19 protein-coding genes are annotated in these 21,019 nt (G+C 75.2%); 8 read left to right on the plus strand and 11 right to left on the minus strand.

Annotated features, from left to right (window positions below; translation table 11 throughout):
* Nucleotides 1-283 precede the first annotated feature (283 nt).
* Nucleotides 284-1,042 (plus strand): glycosyltransferase family 2 protein, encoded by a 759-nt coding sequence (locus tag ACI769_RS04850; RefSeq protein ID WP_051028312.1) that lies wholly within the window; start codon nucleotides 284-286, stop codon nucleotides 1,040-1,042.
* Nucleotides 1,043-1,112: 70 nt separating this feature from the next.
* On the opposite strand, the gene ACI769_RS04855 is transcribed toward ACI769_RS04850, so the two are convergent.
* The 7 genes from ACI769_RS04855 to ACI769_RS04885 are packed head-to-tail and all read right to left on the minus strand — an operon-like array spanning nucleotide 1,113 to nucleotide 6,272.
* Nucleotides 1,113-1,679 (minus strand): N-acetyltransferase, encoded by a 567-nt coding sequence (locus tag ACI769_RS04855; protein ID WP_085386694.1) that lies wholly within the window; start codon nucleotides 1,677-1,679, stop codon nucleotides 1,113-1,115.
* On the minus strand, nucleotides 1,676-2,017 hold the full coding sequence (locus ACI769_RS04860) for a transcriptional regulator (protein WP_085388552.1): 342 nt from the start codon (nucleotides 2,015-2,017) through the stop codon (nucleotides 1,676-1,678). The genes ACI769_RS04855 and ACI769_RS04860 overlap by 4 nt, the downstream gene beginning before the upstream one ends.
* Nucleotides 2,014-2,439 (minus strand): hypothetical protein, encoded by a 426-nt coding sequence (locus tag ACI769_RS04865; protein ID WP_085386693.1) that lies wholly within the window; start codon nucleotides 2,437-2,439, stop codon nucleotides 2,014-2,016. The genes ACI769_RS04860 and ACI769_RS04865 overlap by 4 nt, the downstream gene beginning before the upstream one ends.
* A gap of 18 nt (nucleotides 2,440-2,457) precedes the next feature.
* Nucleotides 2,458-3,900 (minus strand): sugar porter family MFS transporter, encoded by a 1,443-nt coding sequence (locus ACI769_RS04870; protein ID WP_085386692.1) that lies wholly within the window; start codon nucleotides 3,898-3,900, stop codon nucleotides 2,458-2,460.
* A 40-nt stretch (nucleotides 3,901-3,940) separates the two neighbouring features.
* Nucleotides 3,941-4,363 (minus strand): sensory rhodopsin transducer, encoded by a 423-nt coding sequence (locus ACI769_RS04875; RefSeq protein ID WP_021482307.1) that lies wholly within the window; start codon nucleotides 4,361-4,363, stop codon nucleotides 3,941-3,943.
* Nucleotides 4,360-5,133, minus strand: coding sequence for an SDR family NAD(P)-dependent oxidoreductase (locus tag ACI769_RS04880; protein ID WP_085386691.1), 774 nt, complete (start codon nucleotides 5,131-5,133; stop codon nucleotides 4,360-4,362). Before ACI769_RS04880 ends, ACI769_RS04875 begins: the two co-directional genes overlap by 4 nt.
* Nucleotides 5,130-6,272: a mandelate racemase/muconate lactonizing enzyme family protein gene (locus tag ACI769_RS04885; protein ID WP_085386690.1), complete on the minus strand. Its 1,143-nt coding sequence runs from the start codon at nucleotides 6,270-6,272 to the stop codon at nucleotides 5,130-5,132. Before ACI769_RS04885 ends, ACI769_RS04880 begins: the two co-directional genes overlap by 4 nt.
* 111 nt (nucleotides 6,273-6,383) lie before the next feature.
* Here ACI769_RS04885 and ACI769_RS04890 point away from each other — a divergent pair, with 111 nt between their 5' ends.
* Both ACI769_RS04890 and bsh read left to right on the plus strand, forming a co-directional pair.
* Complete coding sequence (locus ACI769_RS04890) at nucleotides 6,384-7,025, plus strand: GntR family transcriptional regulator (RefSeq protein ID WP_114553756.1); 642 nt, start codon at nucleotides 6,384-6,386, stop codon at nucleotides 7,023-7,025.
* Between the two features lie 122 nt (nucleotides 7,026-7,147).
* Nucleotides 7,148-8,095, plus strand: coding sequence for a choloylglycine hydrolase (gene bsh / locus ACI769_RS04895; RefSeq protein WP_409141241.1), 948 nt, complete (start codon nucleotides 7,148-7,150; stop codon nucleotides 8,093-8,095).
* Between the two features lie 4 nt (nucleotides 8,096-8,099).
* On the opposite strand, the gene ACI769_RS04900 is transcribed toward bsh, so the two are convergent.
* Nucleotides 8,100-12,773: a hypothetical protein gene (locus ACI769_RS04900; protein WP_409141242.1), complete on the minus strand. Its 4,674-nt coding sequence runs from the start codon at nucleotides 12,771-12,773 to the stop codon at nucleotides 8,100-8,102.
* A gap of 171 nt (nucleotides 12,774-12,944) precedes the next feature.
* On the opposite strand from ACI769_RS04900, the gene ACI769_RS04905 reads away from it, so the two are divergent.
* Complete coding sequence (locus ACI769_RS04905; RefSeq protein WP_085386688.1) at nucleotides 12,945-13,469, plus strand: FBP domain-containing protein; 525 nt, start codon at nucleotides 12,945-12,947, stop codon at nucleotides 13,467-13,469.
* Complete coding sequence (locus ACI769_RS04910) at nucleotides 13,469-14,035, plus strand: TetR/AcrR family transcriptional regulator (RefSeq protein ID WP_198163111.1); 567 nt, start codon at nucleotides 13,469-13,471, stop codon at nucleotides 14,033-14,035. The genes ACI769_RS04905 and ACI769_RS04910 overlap by 1 nt, the downstream gene beginning before the upstream one ends.
* 74 nt (nucleotides 14,036-14,109) lie before the next feature.
* Here the strand turns inward: ACI769_RS04910 and ACI769_RS04915 are convergent, their stop codons facing one another.
* Nucleotides 14,110-15,243, minus strand: a complete 1,134-nt coding sequence (locus ACI769_RS04915; protein ID WP_409141243.1) for a diacylglycerol/lipid kinase family protein — start codon at nucleotides 15,241-15,243, stop codon at nucleotides 14,110-14,112.
* Between the two features lie 137 nt (nucleotides 15,244-15,380).
* On the opposite strand from ACI769_RS04915, the gene serS reads away from it, so the two are divergent.
* Both serS and ACI769_RS04925 read left to right on the plus strand, forming a co-directional pair.
* Nucleotides 15,381-16,664, plus strand: a complete 1,284-nt coding sequence (gene serS / locus ACI769_RS04920; RefSeq protein ID WP_043655299.1) for a serine--tRNA ligase — start codon at nucleotides 15,381-15,383, stop codon at nucleotides 16,662-16,664.
* Nucleotides 16,661-17,491, plus strand: a complete 831-nt coding sequence (locus ACI769_RS04925; RefSeq protein ID WP_255437965.1) for an HAD family hydrolase — start codon at nucleotides 16,661-16,663, stop codon at nucleotides 17,489-17,491. Before serS ends, ACI769_RS04925 begins: the two co-directional genes overlap by 4 nt.
* A 44-nt stretch (nucleotides 17,492-17,535) precedes the next feature.
* Here the strand turns inward: ACI769_RS04925 and ACI769_RS04930 are convergent, their stop codons facing one another.
* Both ACI769_RS04930 and map read right to left on the minus strand, forming a co-directional pair.
* Complete coding sequence (locus tag ACI769_RS04930; protein ID WP_034652566.1) at nucleotides 17,536-18,552, minus strand: hypothetical protein; 1,017 nt, start codon at nucleotides 18,550-18,552, stop codon at nucleotides 17,536-17,538.
* 233 nt (nucleotides 18,553-18,785) lie between these two features.
* Complete coding sequence (gene map, locus ACI769_RS04935) at nucleotides 18,786-19,577, minus strand: type I methionyl aminopeptidase (RefSeq protein ID WP_021482979.1); 792 nt, start codon at nucleotides 19,575-19,577, stop codon at nucleotides 18,786-18,788.
* Nucleotides 19,578-19,766: 189 nt separating this feature from the next.
* Here map and ACI769_RS04940 point away from each other — a divergent pair, with 189 nt between their 5' ends.
* On the plus strand, nucleotides 19,767-20,777 hold the full coding sequence (locus ACI769_RS04940; RefSeq protein ID WP_034652570.1) for a LacI family DNA-binding transcriptional regulator: 1,011 nt from the start codon (nucleotides 19,767-19,769) through the stop codon (nucleotides 20,775-20,777).
* The last annotated feature ends 242 nt before the right edge of the window (nucleotides 20,778-21,019 follow it).

The raw sequence follows: 21,019 nt of genomic DNA on the forward strand, positions 1-21,019 counted from the left end.
CGAGAGCCCGCCGACGCCCCTGTCGGCGGGCTCTCGCGTCGAGTAGGATCCGGGAGACCTGGGAACGCAGCCCGGTCGTCCTGCGGAGATCCCGAGCGGATCCGCTGGTGGAACGACGACACATCTGCGGCCAACTCTTTGCACTACTAGGCTGGACGGCGTGAACGCGGACCATCGGTCGACCGATACGGGGAAGAACACGGGGAGTACCCCCACGAGCACGGCGAGCACGCCGCCGACGTACCTGTCGGCGTCCGGCACGCGGGCGCGCACGCCGCGCCCCGTGACCGGCGACGGACGCACGGGTCGCGCCGTCCGCCAGCGCGTCGCGGTGATCATCCCCGCGAAGGACGAGTCCCGCCGCATCGCCGCCACCGTGCGCGCCGCGAAGGCCATCCCGCACGTCGACCTCGTGCTCGTCGTCGACGACGGCAGCGAGGACGACACCCAGCACGTCGCGCGCGAGGCGGGCGCCGTCGTCGTGCGGCACTCCCACAACCGCGGGAAGGCCGCGGCCATGGAGACGGGCGCCGCCGTCGTCGCGATGCGCGACGCGGCCGACCGCCCGCCGCGCCTCCTGCTCTTCATCGACGGCGACCTCGGCGAGACCGCGGTGAACACCGCGCCGCTCGTCGCGCCCGTGCTCGACGGGTACGCCGACGTCGCCATCGCGCTGCTCCCGCCGCAGCCGGGCGCGGGTGGCCGGGGGATCGTCGTGGGGGCCGCGCGCCGCGCGATCCAGTCCCTCACGGGGTGGACCCCGACGCAGCCCCTCTCCGGGATGCGGTGCCTCACGCGCGAGGCGTTCGAGGCCGCGACGCCGCTCGCGCGCGGCTGGGGCGTGGAGACCGGCATGACGATCGACCTGCTCCGCAAGGGGTACGTGGCGGTCGAGGTGCCGTGCGACCTGCGCCACCGCGCGTCGTCGAACGACCTGAAGGGCCAGCTCCACCGCGCGGCCCAGTACCGGGACGTGCTGCTCGCGGTGAACGCGCGCAAGATGCGCTCCGCCGTCGACCGGGTGCGCGCGGGCGACCACTAGCCACGCGGGACCGCCGCACCGGGCGACCCGGCACGGCAGGTCGCTCGGCGCGGCGGCTCGGCGTCGGGGCTCAGGGCCTCGGCGTGCGGACCATGCCGTGCACGACGGGGCCGTCGTGCACCTGCGTGGTCGCGGTGCGCACGAAGCCCAGCCGCTCGTAGAAGGTGACGTTGCGCGCGTCGGAGGTCTCGAGCGCGACGGGCGCGTCCCCGAGGGCGGGGTCGCGCAGGGCGGCCCGGCACACCGCGCTGCCGCGCCCGGTGCCCTGGAGCGACGGCAGGACCCCCACCGTCGCGAGCGTCCAGGCGCCCGGCGGGGGCGGCGGCAGCTCGGCGGCGGCCACGGCCTGCAGGCGCGGGCCGTGCAGCGCGGCGACGCGCTCCTGGACGTCCCCGGGGGGAGCGGGGGCGTCGGGCGGCATGAGCGCGACGACGGCGTCCGCCGGGTCGTGGACGACCACGATCCCGTGCGCGAGGGCGTGCTCGAGGTAGATCTCCTGGAGCGCGGCGAGGCGCTCGGGGTAGTCGTCCTCCGGGACGGCCCAGCGGGTCCAGGGGTAGTCGTGGAACGCGGCGGCGAGGGTGCGGGCCGCGGCGGGGACGTCGGCGGCGGTGGCTCGACGGAACGTCGGCGTCATGGTGCGGTGCCTCTCGGGGTCGGGTCGGGCTGGGGCTCGATCGCGCCGGTGCGGGCGATCTGCTCGAGCGTGCGCACGTGCTGCCGGAACGCGTCGAGCCCTCGGTCGCTGATGCGGACCCAGGTGCGCGTCCGACGTCCGGCGGCCTCCTTGCGGATCTCGACGAGGCCCGCGTCGGAGAGCGCGGTGAGGGCCTGGGAGAGGGACGAGTCGCTCAGCTCGACCAGGTCGGCCAGGAAGCGGAAGTCCGCGCTCTCGACGTTCGCCAGGGCGGCGAGGATCGAGAAGCGCACGGGCGAGTGGATGAGCGCGTCCAGGGCCTTGCGCGGGTGGCTCACCGGCGTGCGCTCGCGAACGCGCACGCCGCGAACGGGGACGCGGCGACGACGCCGGCGACGACCCACCAGGCGGGCGACGTCGCGCCGACGAGCTGGAGCGCCGGGTCGAGCATGACGAAGTACAGCACCGCCCAGGTGATCAGGGCGATGCCCATGTCGCGCACCCAGTGCCGGGGCGCCGTCCGGTGGTGCCGCGCGACGGCGGACCACAGCAGGGCGAGGACGACCACGAGCACCGTGGTGGCGGGCCACCACGGTGCGTCGAGGACGTCGATCGCGATCGTGTACGCGAGGGCGGCGACGGCGTGCCCGACGCTGAGCCAGGGGTACCAGCGGGTCGCGCGGTGGGCCTGGGCGGCGACCTCCTCCGCCTGGCCGAGCTGACGACGGGCCTGCTCCGGGGTGATGGAGTTCTGGATCATGCAATCACTTTAACACTCCTAAAGTGATTGGGGTCCACCCGACGCGGTGTCCTCCCGCATCTCCTCGAGCGGGCGGTTCGCCGTCTCGGGCAGCGCCCTCAGCACGAGCACGAACGACGCCGCCGCGAACACCGCGTAGAGGGCGTAGCTGCCGGGGAGCGACAGGTCCCGGAGCGAGGGGAACGTGAGATTGACGGCGATGCCCGCCGCCCAGTTGGCGGCGGCGGCGAGCGACGCGGCGCGGGCGCGCAGCAGGTTGGGGAACATCTCCCCGACGAGGATCCACACCACCGGGCCCCACGAGACGGCGAAGGCCACGACGAAGACGTTCGCCGCGACCAGGGTCACGACGCCCCAGGCGTCGACGAACACGACGCCGTCCGCGGTCTGCCGCGCCTGGGCGAACCCGGTCGCCATGACGGCCAGGGCGACCGTCATGCCCACCGACCCCACGAGCAGCAGGCGACGCCGACCCACGCGGTCGACGAGGAAGATCGCGACGACGGTCGCCGCGACGTTGACGAGCGACGTGAGGGCCGAGAGCCAGAAGGCCTGCTGCTCGCCGAAGCCCACCTGCGCCCAGAGCGACGTCGAGTAGTAGAAGATGACGTCGATGCCGACCAGCGCCTGGAGCGCGGCGAGCGCGATCCCCAGCCAGACGATGGGCTTGAGGCGGCCCGGGCCGGAGAACAGGTGGGACCACGCGGGCCGCGCCTCGTGGAGCGTTCCCTCGATGGTCGCGACGCCCAGCAGCGCGTCGCCCTCCGGGACGCGGTGGAGGCGCCGCAGCGTGCGGGCGGCGCCGTCCCGGTCGCCGCGCATCACCAGGTACCGCGGCGACTCGGGCAGCAGGACCGCCGCGACCACGTACGCCACCGACGGCACGACCGCGACGAGGAACATCCACCGCCAGGCGGGCAGGCCGAGGGCCAGCTCCGCCTCGGCCCCGCCCGCGGCGCGGACGAGGAACGCGTTCGAGACGAGCGCGGCGAAGATGCCCAGGACGATCGACATCTGCTGCGCCGTCGCGAGCCGCCCGCGCAGCCGGGCGGGGGCGATCTCGGCGATGTAGAGCGGGGCGACGACGGACGCCATCCCCACCCCCACGCCACCCAGGAAGCGCCACAGCGCGAGGGTCGGGCCGTCGTGCGCGACGGCGCACAGCACCGACGTGGTGACGAACAGGGTCCCGGCGACCATCATGAGGCGCCGTCGCCCGAAGCGGTCCGCGATCGTGCCCGCGGAGAAGGCGCCCACGGCCGCGCCGAGCAGCGCGCTCGCGACGATCACCCCGACGAGCGCGCTCCCGACGCCGAGCTCGGCCTTGAGAGCGTCGACGGCGCCGTTGACCACGGCCGTGTCGAAGCCGAACATGAACCCGCCCAGCGCCGCCCCGACGGTCGACGCGACGACGAGCGGGGTGAGGGCACCGTGGCCGAGCCGGCCCGTCGCGGCGTTCACGGCGTGCCCCGGCGGGGGGTCGTCGGGGTGGAGGTCTGCGTCATCGGAGGTCCTCTCGGAAGGTGTCGACGGGATGGGCGATCGTGCTGAACAGGGCGTTGGCGGCCTGCCGCGAGTCGAGCCGCGTGTGCTGGACGACGACGGGCGCCGACGCGACGACGACGGCCGAGTAGTCGGTGCCGCGGGGCACGGGCTCGGGGTCGTCGAGGTCGTTGAGCGTCACGTGGCGCACCCGCTCGGCGGGCACCACCACGACGTAGGGGCCGGCCGGCGGGCGGTCGGCGAAGTAGAGACGGATCTCGACGCGCGCGTCGTCGGGACCGGCGTTGAGCAGGCACAGGCTCTCGTGGCTTGCGAGGGTCGGGTCGTCGCCCGTGCCGTACGGCGGGATCCAGCCGTCGCCGATCGCCCAGCACGTCGCCCCGACCCGGGGGCGACGTGCCGGGGCGTCCGGCGCACTCATACGCTGATCGACGACTTGGCGAGGACGCCGCCGTCGCACCCGACGAGCGACCCGGTCGTGTACGACGAGCGGTCCGACAGCAGCCAGAGCACGGGCTCGGCGATCTCTTCGGGCCGCGCGAGCCGACCCAGCGGGACCTCGTGCTCGATCTGCGCGCGCGTGGCGGCCACCTCGTCGGCGGGCACGTTGGCCCACATGAGGGGGGTCTCCGTCGGGCCGGGGACGATCGCGTTCACCCGGACGCCGTGGCGCGCGTAGTCGACCGCGAGGGTGCGGACCATGGACGACACCGCCCCCTTCGAGGCGCCGTACGCCGTCGCGCCCCCGGCCGCGAAGCCGACCGTCGCGGCGGGCGAGCCGCACAGCACGACGCTCCCGCCGTCGCCGTCGATCATCGCGCGCAGCACCTCGCGCACGACGAGGAACGTGCCCGTCACGTTGACGTCGAGCACGCGGCGCCACGTGGCCAGGTCGAGCTCGTGCGCCGCCCCGCCCACGTCGATCCCGGCGCCCGCGAAGAGGCCGCGCAGCGGCGGTCCGGATTTCGCGACCGTCCCGACCGCCGCCGCGACGGCGGCGGCGTCGGTCACGTCGAGCACGTGCGCGCGCCCGTCCCCGCCCGCCTGCCGGGCGAGGTCCACGGTGGCCGCGGCGCCGTCGGGGTCGAGGTCCAGCACGTGCACGAACCAGCCGTCGCGCGCCGCGCCCACGGCGACCGCGCGGCCGATCCCCGACGCCGCGCCCGTCACGACGAGCGACCGCGGGCTCACGACGCGCTCCTGAGCAGCGCGTCGACGTCGCAGTAGCGCGCGAGGCGGTCGCGGTCGAGCGTGATGCCGAGCCCGGGACCGTCGGGGATCGGGAGCATCCCGTCCGCGTCGAGCGTCCAGCGGTCGGTCGTCAGGTCGTCGATGTAGGGCGAGCCGGTGACGTACTCGACGAGGTCCGTATCTGGCAGGGCGGAGGCGAGCTGGAGGTCCGTGGCGAGCCCGACGGCGGTGTTCCACCCGTGCGGCACGAGCTTGACGCCGTGGTCGTGCGCGGACCACGCGATGCGCCGCAGCTCGCTCGTCCCGCCGACCTTCGTGACGTCGGGCTGCACGATGTCGAGGGCGCCGCCCTCGATCCACGGCTGGAACGCCTGCCGGCGCGTGAGCACCTCGCCGCCCGAGATCGGCACGGGCGAGCGCCTGCGCAGGTGCGTGTAGTCCTCGATCGCGTCCGGCGGGAGCGGCTCCTCGAACCACGCGACGCCGTACGCGTCGAGCATGCGCGCGGTGCGCAGGGCCCACTTGTAGCCCTGGCTCCACGCGCTGTCGCTGCCACCGGCGTCGACCATGAGCATCGCGTCGGGGCCGACGGCGTCGCGCGCCGCGGCGACGATGCGCTCGTCGAGCCGCTCGTCGACCCGGCCGAAGGGACCCCAGCCGATCTTGAACGCGGTCCACCCCTCGGCGCGCAGCGCGGTGAGGTGGTCGCGCAGCGCGTCGGGCTGGTCCATGAGCAGCGAGGCGTACGGGCGCACCCGGTCGCGGTACCGCCCACCGAGGAGGCGCCCGACGGGCTGGCCCGTCGCCTGGCCGAGGAGGTCCCACAGCGCGGTGTCGACGCCGCTGATCGCGTGCGTGATCGACCCGCCGCGGCCCATCCAGAACGTCGTGCGGTGCAGCCGCTCGCTCGTGCGCTCGGGCTCGAGCGCGTTCGCCCCCAGGAGCAAGGACCGCAGGACGTCGAGCGCGCCGCGCACGAGGTCCTCCGTGGTGAACACGCTGCCGACGCCGACGAGACCCTCGTCGGTGTGGACGGCGACGAGGGTGTGCACGACGTCGTCCTGCCGCAGTTCCTCCTGCCAGCCGCCCTCGGGGGTGGCGCCGCGCAGCCCGGCGGCGGTGATGGCGGTGATCCTCATGGGTGTCCTCTCGTCGGTGCCGTGGACCGCGACTCTAGGTCGCTCGATGGTAGATGGTCAACCATCGGCCACCCACTAGGGTGGAGCCCTCCCGAGTGAGAGGTCGCCGTCGTGCCCGTCCTGCCCGCATCGCCGCCCGAGTCCCGGCGCGACTGGGTCCTGCGCCACCTGCGTGAACGCATCGCCTCCGGCGACCTGGCCGCCGGGGACCGTCTCGTCGAGCGCGACCTCTCGACCGCCTACGGCATCAGCCGCGGCCCGGTCCGCGAGGCGATCATGGTGCTCGAGCAGGAAGGGCTCGTCGTCTCCCACCCGTACCGCGGCGCCGTCGTGGTGGACATCTCCCAGGAGGAGATCGCCGAGATCCTCGTCCCGGTGCGGACCGTCATCGAGAAGGTCGCGTTCCGCTCGGCGGCGCGTGCGCAGGACCCCGCGCTCCTGGACGCGCTCGACCGCACGGTGGCGGCGATGGAGCGCGCGGCGGACCCGCTCGACGCCCGTCGCCTCGCCGACCTCGACCTCGAGTTCCACGAGGCGGTGATCGCCGCCGCGAGCCACACGCAGTCGCTGCAGATCTGGCGGCTCATCCAGCCGCGCGTCCGGGCGTACTTCGTCCGCGACGCGCCGCACCACGAGGACCCGCACGCCGTCGTCGAGCAGCACCGGGAGCTGCTCGCGGCGCTGCGGTCGGCCGACCCGGACCGCGCGGAGCGCGCGGTCGAGGAGCACATCGCGGTCTATCTGCAGCCCTGAGCCGCGCCCCGGCCGGTGGCCCCTTCCCGAGCCCGGACGCACCATGGGAGGACGGGGCACGACGTCGTGACCCGGCGGCGCGCGGTCCCGCGTGCCGCGCCGACGACGACGGGGGCAGCGCGATGTGCACAGGGATCAGGTTCTCGGACGACCAGGGCAGCGTGTACCTGGCACGCAACCTCGACTGGACGAGCGGCTACGGGCAGCAGGTCGTGGTGACGCCCACGGGCTACGCGCCACGCTCGCCGTTCGGTGCCGTGCGCGCGATCGAGCACGCGGTCATCGGCATGGGCATCGTGGAGGAGGACACCCCGCTCTACTTCGACTGCGGCAACGACGCGGGCCTGGCCGTCGCGGGGCTCAACTTCCCGGGCTACGCGGCCTACGCGCCCGGGCCGGTCGACGGCGCGGTCAACGTCGCCGCGTTCGAGCTCCCGCTGTGGGTGTGCGCGCAGTTCGCGAGCGTGGACGAGGTGGAGGCGGCCCTGGCGGACGTGGTGGTCGTCGACCGGCCCATCAACGAGAAGTACCCCAGCTCGATGCTGCACTGGATCGTCGCCGACGCGCAGCGCGCGATCGTGCTCGAGCACACGGCGGACGGCCTGCACGTGTTCCAGGACGACGTCGACGTGCTCACGAACCAGCCCGGGTTCGACTGGCACCACGAGAACCTGCGCAACTACCTCAACGTCTCGCCGGACTTCCCCGAGGACACGGTCGTGGGCCGGGCCCACCTCGCCCCGTTCGGCTCGGGCTCGCACATGCGCGGCGTCCCCGGCGACTACTACTCGCCGTCCCGGTTCGTCCGGGCCGCGTACGTCAACTCCCACTACCCGACGAAGGGCAAAGAGGAGGAGAACGTCAGCCGCGCGTTCCACACGCTGCAGCAGGTCGCGATGGTCGACGGCTGCGCCGCGATGGGGTCGGGCGAGTTCGAGATCACGGTGTACACCGGTCTCTTCTCGTCCCGCACCTCGACGTACTACTGGAACACCTACGAGGACCCGGCGATCCGGAGCGTCGCCCTCGGTGACCACGCCACGGGCGGCACGGAGCTCGTCCTCGTGTAGCGCGTCACGACGTGGCGCTCTCGACTCGCGACGCGGAGCCCGCCCCGGTGCGCTCGTCCGGGTCCTCGCCCTCGCCCTCGGCCGTGCCGTCGGCGTCGTCCGCCGCATGGAGCGCGGCGACGGTGAGCAGCGGCACCGCCGGGATGAGCGCGATGAGCGCGATCCGCACGCCGAAGTCGTTGACGAGGGAGCCCGCGACGGCCACGATCCACAGGGCCAGCAGGGTCGGGCGCACGAGCGGCCAGGCGGCCTCCGTCCGCGCGAACCAGCGCGGCGTGAAGCGTCGGGGCCAGAACAGCAGCAGCGCGGCCGCGACGAGCACGGCGATCGTCAGCCACACCGGCACCCCGCCGAGCACGGACCGTGCCGCGTAGCCCGCCTTGCGCAGCAGCGTCTCCCACGCCGACCCGTCGACGACCTGCCCGACGAACCGGCCCAGGTGCGAGCGCTCGTCGGCCGGGCGCAGCCAGTCGAGCACGCCGACAGCGGCGACGAGCGCGACGCCCGCCGTGGCGACGAGCAGGAAGCGGCGCCACGTGACGCGCGCGCCCGAGGCGGCGAGTCCCAGCACCGCGAACGCGGGCACGACGACGAGGCCGCCGCCGAGGTCGGCGCCGAGCGTCGGCCACACGTCCACGACCATCGTCACGAGGCCGATGACCCCCACCGTCGCGGCGGCGGCGTACCGGTGGCCGCGTGCGACGAGCCACTGCGCGAGCGCCGCGGCGACGACGAGCGCCGCGACCGCGTACACGGAGAACGTCGGGTTCCCGAACCCGTAGAAGCGGGCGCCGAAGGTGGGTGCCGAGCCGAGCGGGCTGGCCCGGTTGAGCGGGGTGCCGACGAGCGCGTCGAGCGTGAGCACGGCGAACGTGATGCCCGCGACGATCCCGGGCCCGAGCCACACCGGCCGACGCGGCGCGAGCGCGCCCAGGCCGGCGACGGCCGCCGTCGCGAGGACCGTGGAGACGACGATCGCGAGCGTCTGGTTCCCGAACCGCCACCAGCCCGTGAGCGACACGAGGAAGGCGGCGGTGGGCACCGCGGCGACGACGAGCGCGGACCCGCGGGCCCAGTGCGCCGCCCGGGCCCAGCGGGCGCGCGCACGGTCACCCGTCGCGCGCGCGGCGCGCGGCGCGAGCAGGAGGCAGAGCCCGGCGATCACGAGCCCCGCGTAGAGCGGCACGTCGACGAACGCGGTGTAGACGGCGCGGCGCACGTGGTCGCGGGTCGTGAGGTCGGCGAGGGCGTCGGCGGTCGACGTCGCGTCGGCCGGGCGCGGCGAGCCCCAGGCCAGCGGCGTGTCCTGGATCCGCGCCGGCGTGGCGGCGCCCGCGGCGTCGAGCACCGTCGCGGGGACGTCGAGCACGCGCGCGACGCCGTCGGTCCGGGTGGCGGCGCTCGTCAGGTAGCGCGACTGGTCGGGGCCGTCGGACGACGGGCGCACGAGCGTCGTGCCGAGCGCGGGCCGCGTACCGGGTGTCCCGGCCACGTCCACGACGAGCACGGTCGTGCCGCTCGGAGCGGCGTCGAGCACGGCACCGACGGTCGCGTCGACCGCGGTGAGGCGGTCGGCGCGCAGGGTGCTGCGCAGCGTGGCGCGCTCGTCCGCCGGGAGGTCGGGGTCGACGACCGGCGGGGTCGCGTCGCCGGCATCGACGACGGTCACGGGGCACGCGAACGCGTCGGAGCCGGGTGCGGTCGCGTCCGCGAGGTCCCGGTAGCGCGCGACCTGGCCCGTGGAGTCCGCGAGGGCGACCGCCGCGCCGGGGCCCACCGCCGTCGCGCACACCGCGCCGTCGGCGCCGGCCGCGGCGAGCGCGTCGCCGAGGACGCCGAGGCGCGCCTGGTAGCCCGAGCCGCGCTGAAGCGCGACCAGGTCGTCCCAGCCCTCGACCTGCGCACCGTCCGCGCCGTCGGGGGCGGGCTGCGCCGTCGGGCACGCCCACGCGCCGTCGGGTGCGCGCTCGGTCGTGACCTCGGCGAGCTGCCCGGCGGAGAGCGCGAGCCAGCCGCCGACGGTGCAGCGGCTCGCCGCGCCCGTGGGCTGGGAGACGCCGCCGGCTCCCGCGCCGTCGGTGAGCAGGGCGTGGAGGGTCGGGGTGGCGGACGACGTGACGTCGCTCCACGTGACGCCCGTGGTCCCGACGACGACGACCGGCCGGTCCGTCGCGATCGCGTCGGAGCGGGTCACCGACGCCTCGCCGCCCGCCGGGGCGGCGCTGGCCGCCGGTCGGAGCCCCGCCGAGGCGAGCACCGTGGCGGCGAGCAGGACGACGAGCAGGAGCCCGCCCCCCACCGTCGCGAGCATCGTCGGCATGCGCCGGATCCCCGGCTCGGGAACGGCTCCCGCGGTCTGCCGGGGCGCGGGGCGCGCGAGGAACCCCGGCACGATCATCGCGGTCGCGACCACCACGACCATGACGGCGATGATGACGCCCGAGTCGTTGAGGACGGAGCCGACGCCCGCGACGACGACGAGCGCGACGACGAGCGGGCGCAGCACCGGCCAGTTCTCGTAGGCCCGCGCGACCTCCGGGAGGCGGAAGCGCTCGGGGCGCAGCACGGCGACGGCCACGAGGACCACGAGCACCGCGGCGACCGCGCCGAGCGGGTTCGCGAGGGTCGCCCAGGCGCCGAGCGCCTTGCGGCCGATCACGTCGAGCGCGGCGCCGTCCACGACGGTCTGGACGAACCCGCCGAGGTGGGACCGCCCGCCCGGCAGCAGCCAGTCGACGACCGCGACGACCACGACCACGAGCACCGTCGCGAGCGCGACGACGAGCGCGCGCAGCCACGTGATGCGGATGCGGCCCACGAGGAGCGCGAGGACGGCGAACGCGGGGACGAGGGCGAGGATGCCGCCGAAGTCGGCGCCGAACGCGGGCCAGCCGTCGATGACGACCGTGACGACCCCGACGGCGACGACGGACCAGGCCGCGAGCCGGCGTCGTCCGCGGGCGGTCGCGGCCGACGCGAGGCCGCCCGCCAGCACGAGGCCGGCGACGGCGTACACGGCGAAGGTCACGTTGTTGAAGCCGTAGAAGCGCGTGAAGCCCACGACGGCGGACGTCCCGAGCAGGGAGGCCTGCTGGAGCGTCGTGCCGGTCGCGCCGTCCACGGTGAGCACGAGCCACGTCACCCCGGCGAGGGCCGACGGCAGCGCCCAGGGGCGCCGCGGGAGGAGGCGCGAGACGACCCACGCGACGAGGGCGACGACCACCGCGCTCACCGCGAGCGCGAGCGTGAGCGCCGGGGCGGGCGCGCTCCACACCCACCAGCGGGACAGGCTCGCGAGCGACGCCGCGACGGGAGCCGCCGCGGCCACCATGAGCACGGCGGAGAGCACGCGCAGGCCGCGCGGTCCCGGGCCGGGCTCGCGCCCGCGGCGGACGGCGGCGCGGCGCGCCCACAGGACGCCGCCGAGCGCCATGACCAGGGTGGCGACGAGGAGGCCCACGAGCACGGGGTAGAGCGTGGGGATGGTGCTGGTGAGGACGTTGAGGTACTGCCGGTTCTCGACCGTGCGGGCCACGTCCATGCGCCGGACCTCGCCCTGCTCGAGCGCGGCGCCCTCGAGCCCCTCGGTGCTGCCGCCCGCCGACTCCACGACGGTCGCCGTCAGGTCCGCGAGCTGGACGATGCCGTCCTGCTGCGTGCTCGGCGAGTGGAGCCAGCGGCTCGTCGGCTGTCCCTTGCGCCAGTCGACGACGACCTGGAGCCCTGCCTCGCTGACCGGTCCGGCCGACACGCCGGCCACGACGACGCGCGTGCCCCGGTCGACCTCGTCCATGACCCGGGCGAGCGCCTCGTCGAGCTCGTCGAGGCTCTCGCCGCGGCCGGTGGCCGAGTCGACGATCTCGCCCTGGTCGACGACCGTCACGTCGCACGCGTCGAGGCCGCCGTCGGGGAGGGCGGCGAGCGAGGGCGCGTACCGCTCGACGTGCCCGACGGCGTCCGCGAGCATCACCGCGGCACCCGGCCCGACGGCGGTCGTGCAGACGCCCGTCTCGACGAGCCGGGCCGCGGCGGTCCCGGGGTCGTGCCGCGCCGCCTGGGCGGGCGTCTCCTCCGTGGCGGGCGTCGTGAGGACGGCCCAGCCGGGGACGTCGGCGGGGCGTGCGTCGGGCGTGGTCGTGCCGGTCGTCGCGACGGCGGGCACGGGCAGAGGGAGGCAGCCGCTCGCGGGCTCCTCGGCGTCGGCGGGGAGGGGCTCCGCGGGCTGCTCCGCCGTCTGGGCCGAGACCATGCGCCCCGCCGACAGCGTGAGCCACGCGTCGGTCGTGCACGCCGTGCGCCCGAGGTTGAGCGACGCGACGGACCCCGTCCGGATCATCGACCACAGCGTGGGCGTCGCGGTGGGGGAGACGTCGCTCCAGTACAGGCCGGCCACCGCGACCAGCACGACGGGCCGCGGGTCGTGCGTCGGTGCGGCGGCGAGCGGGCTCGTGGTCTCGGCGACGCCGGCCGCGGTGCCCGAGCCTCCCGCCGCGACCGCCGGGGGCGCCCCGGTCGCCGCTGCCGCCGTGGCGGTCGCCGCCGCCGGGCCCGCCGTCGCGAGGAGCGTCAGCAGCAGCGCGACGGCGGTGGCGAGCGCCGCCGTCCGCCGCCCGAGGCCCCGGTCCCGGCGGACGGGCTGGGTGCGGGCAGGGGGGAGCGCGGCGGCCGGGAACGTCACCGGACCAGCCTACGGGGGCGCGACGCGCCGCCCCCGACCGGCCCGGCCACGTCTGCGCAGGTCCGCGCGCGACGCTCACGCGGCCTCCACGGGGGCTGCGCGCAATCTTCTGGACGGGCAGACTTGGGAGCGTGTACAAATTGTATCTATGTACAAATTGAAGGAGCGACGGTGCGTGCGCTGACCCGCGCCGAGGCGCGGTCCGCGATCGTCAACGTCGACCCGGCGGAGGGGAAGGTCCGCCTGCCCGGCCACTTCGACGCGCTGCGCTGGGAGGAGCTCGACTACCTCGGGTGGCGCGACCCGCGCGCGCCCTCCCGCGCGTTCCTCGTCGCGGACGTCGACGGGCGCGCGGTCGGGGCGCTCCTGCGCCAGAGCCCGAGCCACGCCGAGGCCGGGTCGCGCGCCGTGATGTGCGCCCTGTGCCGCTTCTCGCGGCGCTTCAACGAGGTCGCGCTGTTCGCGGCGCACCGGCCGTCGCGCGACCCGCGGAAGCGGCTCAGCAGCGTGGGCCTCCTGCTGTGCACCGACCTCGACTGCCACCGCAACGTCCGGACCGTCCGGTCCGGCGGTCCGCTCGACCCCCCGCCCGACGAGGTCGTGCGGACTCGTCGGGAGGGCCTGCGGGCGCGTACCGTCGCGTTCCTGCACACCCTGACCGACGGCGCCCCGACGGCGCGGACGAGGAGTCGTTGATGGCCTACCTGCCGCGCGCGGAGCGTCGGGACTCCATCGTCGCGGCAGCGGCGGCCGTCGTGCGCCGCGACGGGCTCGGCGCCGTCACCGCGCGCGTCGTCGCCGACGAGCTGGGCGGGTCGCCGGGGCAGATCCACCACCACTTCGCGTCGACGGACGAGCTCGTCGCCGAGGCGTGGCGGCGGTACGCCGACGTCGAGATCGGCGCCTTCGAGGATGCGGCCCGCGGCCGCTCCGCCCGCGCCGCGCTCGAGCTCTTCTTCGAGGACCTGCTCGGGCCCGGCGGCGACGGCCGGGCGCTCGCCCGGTGGGCGGAGGCCGGGGCGCACGCGCAGCTGCGGCCCGCCGTCGCGCGGGCGTACGTGGAGACGCTCGGGCTCCTGACCGACGTCCTGGCGGACGTCCTCGGCGACCGCGGCGACGCGCGGCGTCGGGAGGCTGCGGGACGCCTGCTCATGGTCGGCGTCGGCCTCGCGGGCCTCACCCGCGTCGGCGGGGAGCGGGTCGTCCCGCCGGCGGCCGTCATGCGGTCGGCGATCGACGCGGAGACGGCCCGCGCGGACTGATCTCGTGGACCGACCGCGCGGCACCGTCCGCGCGGCACCGTCCGCGGACCGGGCCCGTCGCCCGCCGCCGCGCGTCAGGCCGTGCGCACCACGAGGGCACCGGGGTCGACGCGCGTCTCGATCTCGACCGCGAGCCCCAGCACTTCGCCGTCGACCTGCGCCTGCTCGCCCTCCTCGACGCGCACCCGGACCCGTCGGGCCCGCGCGTGGTCGATGCGCCCGATCTTGGCGGGCAGGTCGTTCCGGACGCCGAGGCCCTGCATGACGACCTCGCCGAAGAGCTGCGCCCACCCCACGACGCCGCCGCGCGTGTCGACCGCGGCGACGTCGAGCACGCCGTCGTCGATCACGGCGTCGGGCAGGAGCGTGATGCCGCCGGGGAGCCGGCCGCAGTTGCCGATCATGAGCGAGCGCAGCCGTGCGTCGACGGGCGGCGAGTCGTCGAGCTGGATGCGGGCCCGCATGCGGCGGCCGTGCAGGTGGCGGATCCCGGCGACGAAGTACGCGACCCACCCGACCTTGGCCTTGAGCTCGTCGTCGGCGTCGGCGACCATCGCGGCGTCGAACCCGAGGCCCGCGATGACGAGGAAGATGTGCTCCTTGCCGGGCTCCCGGACGGGGTCGAGGGTCGTGCCCTCCACGTCCCCGGGGCCCGCGGGGTCCGCGTACCGCAGGACCGTGACCCAGCCGACGTCGATCGGGCGGTCCGACCCCGCGATCACGACGGCGAGCGCCGCGCGGGCGTCGCCCACGGGCAGGTCGAGGTTGCGCGCGAGGAGGTTGCCGGTGCCGACGGGCACGAGGCCCATCGTGCGGCCGCTGCCGACCATGCCCTCCGCGACCGCGCGCACGGTGCCGTCCCCGCCCACGGCGACGACGACGTCCGCCCCCTGGGCGAGCGCGGCGCGGGTCTGCCCGACGCCCGGGTCGGCGATCGTCGTCTCGAACCACAGCGGGTCCGGGAGGGCGGCGTCGGCGAAGGCGCGGCGCACCACGGCCTCCAGCCCGACGACGTCGGGCTTCGACGGGTTGGCGACGAACGCGACGAGCTCGCGCGGGTCGTCGTCGGGGGGCGTCTCCTCGACGGGGAGGTCCGCGCCGTGCGCGCGCCGCAGGCGCGACTGCTGGGCGCGCAGCCCCAGCGCGACGACGAGGGCCACGACGGCGACGGCGAGCGCCGCGATCGCGACCCAGAGGGTCCAGGCCATGGCGACACCGTAGCGGGGTCGTGGCTGTGGAGGACCACGACCGCCGCACCGCCGGGTTCGTGAGGCTGCTGGGGAGATCGACCTCCGCCTGTGGAGGACCACGACCGCCGCGCCGCGGGGTTCGTTAGGCTGCTGGCGTGATCGACCTCCGCCTCCTGCGCGACAACCCCGACATCGTCCGTGCCAGCCAGGTCACCCGTGGTGACGACCCCGCGCTGGTGGACGCCGCCCTCGACGCCGACGCGCGCCACCGCGCCGCGCTGAGCGAGTTCGAGAGCCTGCGCGCCGAGCAGAAGTCCCTCGGCAAGCAGGTCGCGCAGGCGCAGGGGGAGGAGAAGCAGGAGCTGCTCGCGCGCACCAAGCAGCTCGCCGCCGACGTCAAGGCGCGGCAGGCCGACGCGGACGCCGCCTCGGAGGAGCTGCGCGGGCTGCTGTTCCGCATCTCGAACGTCGTCGAGGGGGCGCCTCCCGGAGGCGAGGACGACTACGTCGTGCTGCGCGAGGAGGGCACAATCCGTGACTTCGCGGCTGAGGGGTTCACGCCGCGCGACCACCTGGAGCTGGGCGAGGGCCTGCGCGCGATCGACACCGAGCGCGGCGCGAAGGTCTCGGGCGCCCGGTTCTACTACCTCACGGGCGTGGGCGCGCGCCTCGAGCTCGCGCTGCTCAACGCGGCGATGGACACGGCGGTCGCGGCGGGCTTCACGCCCGTCATCACGCCGACCCTCGTGCGGCCCGAGGTCATGCAGGGCACCGGGTTCCTCGGCGCGCACGCGGACGAGATCTACCGCCTGGAGAAGGACGACCTCTACCTCGTCGGGACGAGCGAGGTCGCGCTCGCGGGCTACCACGCGAACGAGATCGTCGACCTGTCGGGCGGCCCGCTGCGGTACGCCGGGTGGAGCGCGTGCTACCGCCGCGAGGCCGGCTCGCACGGCAAGGACGTGCGCGGCATCATCCGCGTGCACCAGTTCCACAAGGTCGAGATGTTCTCCTACTGCGACCCGTCCGACGCCGCCGCGGAGCACCAGCGCCTGCTCGGCTGGGAGGAGCAGATGCTGCGCCTCGTCGACCTGCCGTACCGCGTCATCGACACCGCGGCGGGCGACCTCGGGTCGAGCGCCGCGCGCAAGTTCGACTGCGAGGCGTGGCTGCCCACCCAGCAGCGCTACCTGGAGCTCACGTCGACGTCGAACTGCACGACGTTCCAGGCGCGCCGCCTCAACGTCCGCGAGCGGGTCGAGGCGGACGGAAAGACGGAGACGCGGACCGTCGCCACGCTGAACGGCACCCTCGGCACGACGCGCTGGATCGTCGCGATCCTCGAGAACCACCAGCAGCCCGACGGGTCGGTCCGCGTGCCCGAGGGGCTGCGGCCGTACCTCGGCGGCCTCGAGGTCCTCGAGCCGGTGGTGGCGTGACGGACGCCCGGGAGACCACCGATGCGGCCGAGCCGCTGCTCGTCGCGCTCGACATCGACGGCACGCTCATGTCCTACGACCAGGAGCTGTCGGAGGACGTGCGCGACGCCGTCGCGGACCTGCGCGCCGCGGGGCACCACGTGGTGCTCGCGTCGGGCCGGTCGCTCATCGCGATGACGCCCGTCGCGGAGATCCTCGGGATCGACCGCGGCTGGGTCGTCGCGTCCAACGGCGCCGTGACCGCGCGGCTGGACCCCGACGAGCCCGACGGGTACGTCCTCGAGGACGTCGTGACGTTCGACCCGGGCCCGGCCCTGCGGCTCCTGCGCGAGCACCTGCCCGACGCGCGGTACGCCGTCGAGGACGTCGGCGTCGGGTTCCGCATGAACGAGCTCTTCCCCGACGGCGAGCTCGACGGCGTGCATCGCGTCGTCGAGTTCGACGAGCTGTGGTCCGGCGAGGTGACGCGCGTCGTCGTGCGGGCGCCGGGGTCGACGAGCGAGCAGTTCCACGAGCTCGTGGAGCGGCTCGGCCTCGACGACGTCACGTACGCCGTCGGCTGGACGGCATGGATGGATCTCGCGCCCCTCGGCGTCACGAAGGCGACCGGCCTGGAGCTCGTGCGTCGCACCCTGCACGTCCAGCCGCACCGGACCGTGGCCGTCGGCGACGGGCGCAACGACGTCGAGATGCTCCGCTGGGCGGCCCGCGGCGTCGCGATGGGCCACGCGGACGACGTCGTGCAGGCGGCGGCCGACGAGGTGACCGGCACCATCGAGGACGACGGCGCGGCGCGCGTCCTCCAGAGCCTCCTGCCCGCGCGGTAGCGCCCGGGCGCCGGGGGAGAGGCGCCCGACCGGGGCCGCACGCCTCAGGGTCGTGTGAAGGTGATCTTCCCCGCTGCGTCGCGTGCGACGGTCCCGGTGTACGAGGCGCGCACCTCGACGGGCAGGTCGCCGTCGTCCCAGAGCAGGACGGTGTACTCCGCCGTCGCCTCGTACGCCCCGTCGACGTACCGGATCTCTGGCCCGGGTTCGGCGAACCACTCCGTTCGGGAGGTCTCGCGCGCGTTCTCGACGAGCTCCGACGGGCAGGACGGACCGGCGAGGCCTTCGTCCTCGCAGGCGGCCCGCAGTCCCTCGACCGCTTCCTCCACCCCCGGCTCGACGTCGGGCCGCAGGGTCGGGGTGAACGCGAAGCCCTCGGCCACGACCCCGTCCTCCCGGACGACGTCGGGCACGTAGGCCGTGAACGACGAGCCCCGGCGCAACCCTTCGAGGAGACCGGTCGGGTCGGTGTACTCGACGGCATAGGCACCCGGGAGCAACGTGACGGGAGTGAGCTCCGCCGCCGGGTACTCGACCTGGCCGTTGACCGTCAGCGTGCCGGACACCGGCTGACCCGCACCGATCGTGTCGGCGGTGCCCAGGTCGCTGATCGTGGTGCGGTCGCCGTCGCGGGTCGTCCGGACCTCCAGGCGCACGGCGCCGTCGACGCCGTCGAGGGTGAACTCGACCGTCACGCTCGCGCCGGCCGACGAGCCGGAGGACGCCACCACGCGCGCGTCGGTGGGCCGAGCCACGGAGGCGCGGTAGAAGTCGTCGTCGACGAGATCCTCGTCGAGGTCGATCGTGGTGAGCGCCGCGGCGTCGCTCGCCCTCCCGGCCTCCAGGCTCGCGAAGAAGTCCTCGACCACCGTGACGCTCTCGGTGGTGTCGGTGTCGACCGCGCCCGGTGCGCACCCGGCGAGCACGACGGAGACGGCGAGACCGCCGGTGAGGCGGGCAGCGGCTCGCCGCCGCCGAGCGTCGCGGGGGCGGCCGGCCACCGTGGTCCGCGCCTCCCCGGAGCCTCGGTCGAGGTCGCGTCCGTGAGCGTCGTGCGTCATCCCTGCATCCTCTTCGATCGACGACGGGAACGTGGCGCCACGGCGTCAGGCGCGTCCCGGCGTCAGGCGCGTCCCGGACGGTGCGGCGGAAGGGGGCGGGTGGCGACGTCTGGCGGTGCTCGGACGTCGCTCGGCGCCCGCAGTGACGATGCCCGCCGACCCGCGGTACCGCGGCTCTACCTCGGCGGACCGGGGCTCTACCTCGGCGGACCGCGGCTCTACCTCGGGGACGGTCAGTCGCGGGGCTCGCGCGCGGTGAGCACGACGGGACCGTCCTCGGTGATCGCGACGGTGTGCTCGCTGTGCGCGCCGCGCGACCCGTCGGCGGAGCGGAGGGTCCAGCCGTCGGGGTCGGTGTAGATCTCGTCGGTGGTCTCGAGGAACCAGGGCTCGATCGCGATGACGAGGCCCGGCTTGAGCGGGAACCCGCGCTTGCGGCGGCCGTCGTTGGGGATGTGGGGCTCGCCGTGCATGGTGCGGCCGACGCCGTGCCCGCCGAAGTCGGTGTTCACCGAGTAGCCCGCGGCGTGCGCGACGTCGGCGATGGCGGCGGAGATGTCGCCGACCTTCTTGCCCGGCTGCGCGGCGGCGATGCCCGCCTCGAGCGCGCGCTCGGTCGTCTGGATGAGCCGGGCGTCCGCCTCGCCGAGCGCGCCCGCGCGCGGCGTGCCGACGACGAACGACAGCGCCGAGTCCGCGACCCACCCGTCGACGGAGGCGGCGAAGTCGATGCTCAGCAGGTCGCCGTCGCGCAGCGCGTAGTCGTGGGGCAGGCCGTGCAGCACGGCGTCGTTCACGGACGTGCAGATCACCTTGCCGAAGGGGCTCGCACCGAACGACGGGTGGTAGTCGATGTAGCAGGACTCGGCCCCGCGGTCGCGGATCATCCGGTGCGCGACCTCGTCGAGCTCGAGCAGGTTCGTCCCGACCTTCGTGGCGGCGCGCACCGTGGTGAGGACGTCGGCGACGAACCGTCCGGCGGGCCGCATCTGCTCGATCTCCCGCGGGGTCCTCAGCTCGATCATCGTGGTCCTTCCGGTTCGCAGGTGGTGGTGCCCGACGACGGCACGGCGGGCTCGGGCGTGCCGAGCGGTGCCGGGGGCGGGCCCGACCACGATATCGGTCCCGGCGAGGGCAAGCGCTTGCATCGATCTGCTCACGATGCGGCACGGCGCCTCGCCAGGGTCCGTCCCGGCGTGGCAGCATCACCCGTCGTGGCAGGTATCGACGACGTCGCCCAGGCCGCCGGGGTGTCCACGGCGACCGTCTCGCGCGCCCTGCGCGGCCTGCCGAACGTCTCCGAGGCGACGCGCCTGCGGGTGCTCGCGGAGGCGGCGCGGCTCGGGTACGTGCCCACGCCGTCGGCGTCGTCCCTGGCCACGGGGCGGACCCGCACGATCGGCGTGCTGACCCCGTGGGTGAACCGATGGTTCTTCGCCAACGTCATCGAGGGCGCCGAGCGCGCTCTGCGCGACCTCGGCTACGACGTGCTGCTCTACACGTTCGACGTCCGCCGCACGTCGTCGCGCCGCCGGGTCGACCCGAGCGTGCTGCGCCACCGCGTGGACGGGACGCTCGTCGTCGGGCTGCCGCTGGACGACGACGAGGTGCGCTCGCTCGTCGGGCTCGCGCGGCCGTTGGCGTTCGTGGGGTCGGGGCCGGCCGAGCAGGTGACGGTCCGGCTCGACGACGTCGCGACGGGGCGGGCGGCGACACGCCACCTGCTCGACCTCGGGCACCGGGTGATCGGGCACGTGACCGGGGTCCCGGACCTGGTGTCGTCGTGGTCCCCGCCCGTGGAGCGCGCGCGAGGGTACGTGCGGGCGCTCGAGGAGGCGGGCGTCGTCGTGCAGCCGGACCTCGAGGTGAACGGCGACTTCGACGTCGCGGGCGGCCGCGAGTCGACCGCGGAGCTGCTGCGCCGCCGTCCGGACGTGACCGCGGTGTTCGCGGCGTCGGACGAGATGGCGATGGGGGCGATCCTCGCGGCGCGCGACCTGGGCCTGCGCGTGCCGGAGGACCTGTCCGTCGTGGGCGTGGACGGGCACGACCTCGGCGAGCTGGTCGGTCTGACCACGATCGCGCAGGACGCCTACCAGCAGGGCTTCGACGCGGCGCTCCTGCTCCTCGACATGATCAACGGTGCCCCCGTCCCCGAGAGCCTGACGTACCCGACGGAGCTCGTCCGGCGCGGTTCGACGGCGCCGCTCGCCCCGAGCGCGTAGGCCCGCCCGCGTCCCGGGCCCGCGCCGGGACGCCTCGGCACGAGCACGGTGTGGGAGCGCGACCAGCCGCACGCGGCCCGAGAGAGCGCGTACCCGGCCCGCGTGACGGAATCGTTACGCAAACTCACCTCTGCTGTGCTTGCACCCGCGGCATGCAACCGCTTGCATGGTGGGAGGGCGAGAGCGCACCCGCGCTCGCGACGTCGCGATGCGCCCGGTCCTCACCGGACCGGGGTGACGAC

It is taken from the genome of Cellulosimicrobium sp. RS, assembly GCF_046159675.1.
Lineage (GTDB): Bacteria > Actinomycetota > Actinomycetes > Actinomycetales > Cellulomonadaceae > Cellulosimicrobium > Cellulosimicrobium funkei.

What these genes read in the sequence shown, in the direction of transcription:
- bsh (WP_409141241.1), top strand. Translation starts at nt 7,148, where the DNA reads ATGTGCACAGGGATCAGGTTCTCGGACGACCAGGGCAGCGTGTACCTG.
- ACI769_RS04915 (WP_409141243.1), bottom strand. Translation starts at nt 15,243, where the DNA reads ATGGCCTGGACCCTCTGGGTCGCGATCGCGGCGCTCGCCGTCGCCGTC.
- ACI769_RS04885 (WP_085386690.1), bottom strand. Translation starts at nt 6,272, where the DNA reads ATGAGGATCACCGCCATCACCGCCGCCGGGCTGCGCGGCGCCACCCCC.
- map (WP_021482979.1), bottom strand. Translation starts at nt 19,577, where the DNA reads ATGATCGAGCTGAGGACCCCGCGGGAGATCGAGCAGATGCGGCCCGCC.
- ACI769_RS04930 (WP_034652566.1), bottom strand. Translation starts at nt 18,552, where the DNA reads ATGACGCACGACGCTCACGGACGCGACCTCGACCGAGGCTCCGGGGAG.
- ACI769_RS04910 (WP_198163111.1), top strand. Translation starts at nt 13,469, where the DNA reads ATGGCCTACCTGCCGCGCGCGGAGCGTCGGGACTCCATCGTCGCGGCA.
- ACI769_RS04855 (WP_085386694.1), bottom strand. Translation starts at nt 1,679, where the DNA reads ATGACGCCGACGTTCCGTCGAGCCACCGCCGCCGACGTCCCCGCCGCG.
- ACI769_RS04875 (WP_021482307.1), bottom strand. Translation starts at nt 4,363, where the DNA reads ATGAGTGCGCCGGACGCCCCGGCACGTCGCCCCCGGGTCGGGGCGACG.
- ACI769_RS04865 (WP_085386693.1), bottom strand. Translation starts at nt 2,439, where the DNA reads ATGATCCAGAACTCCATCACCCCGGAGCAGGCCCGTCGTCAGCTCGGC.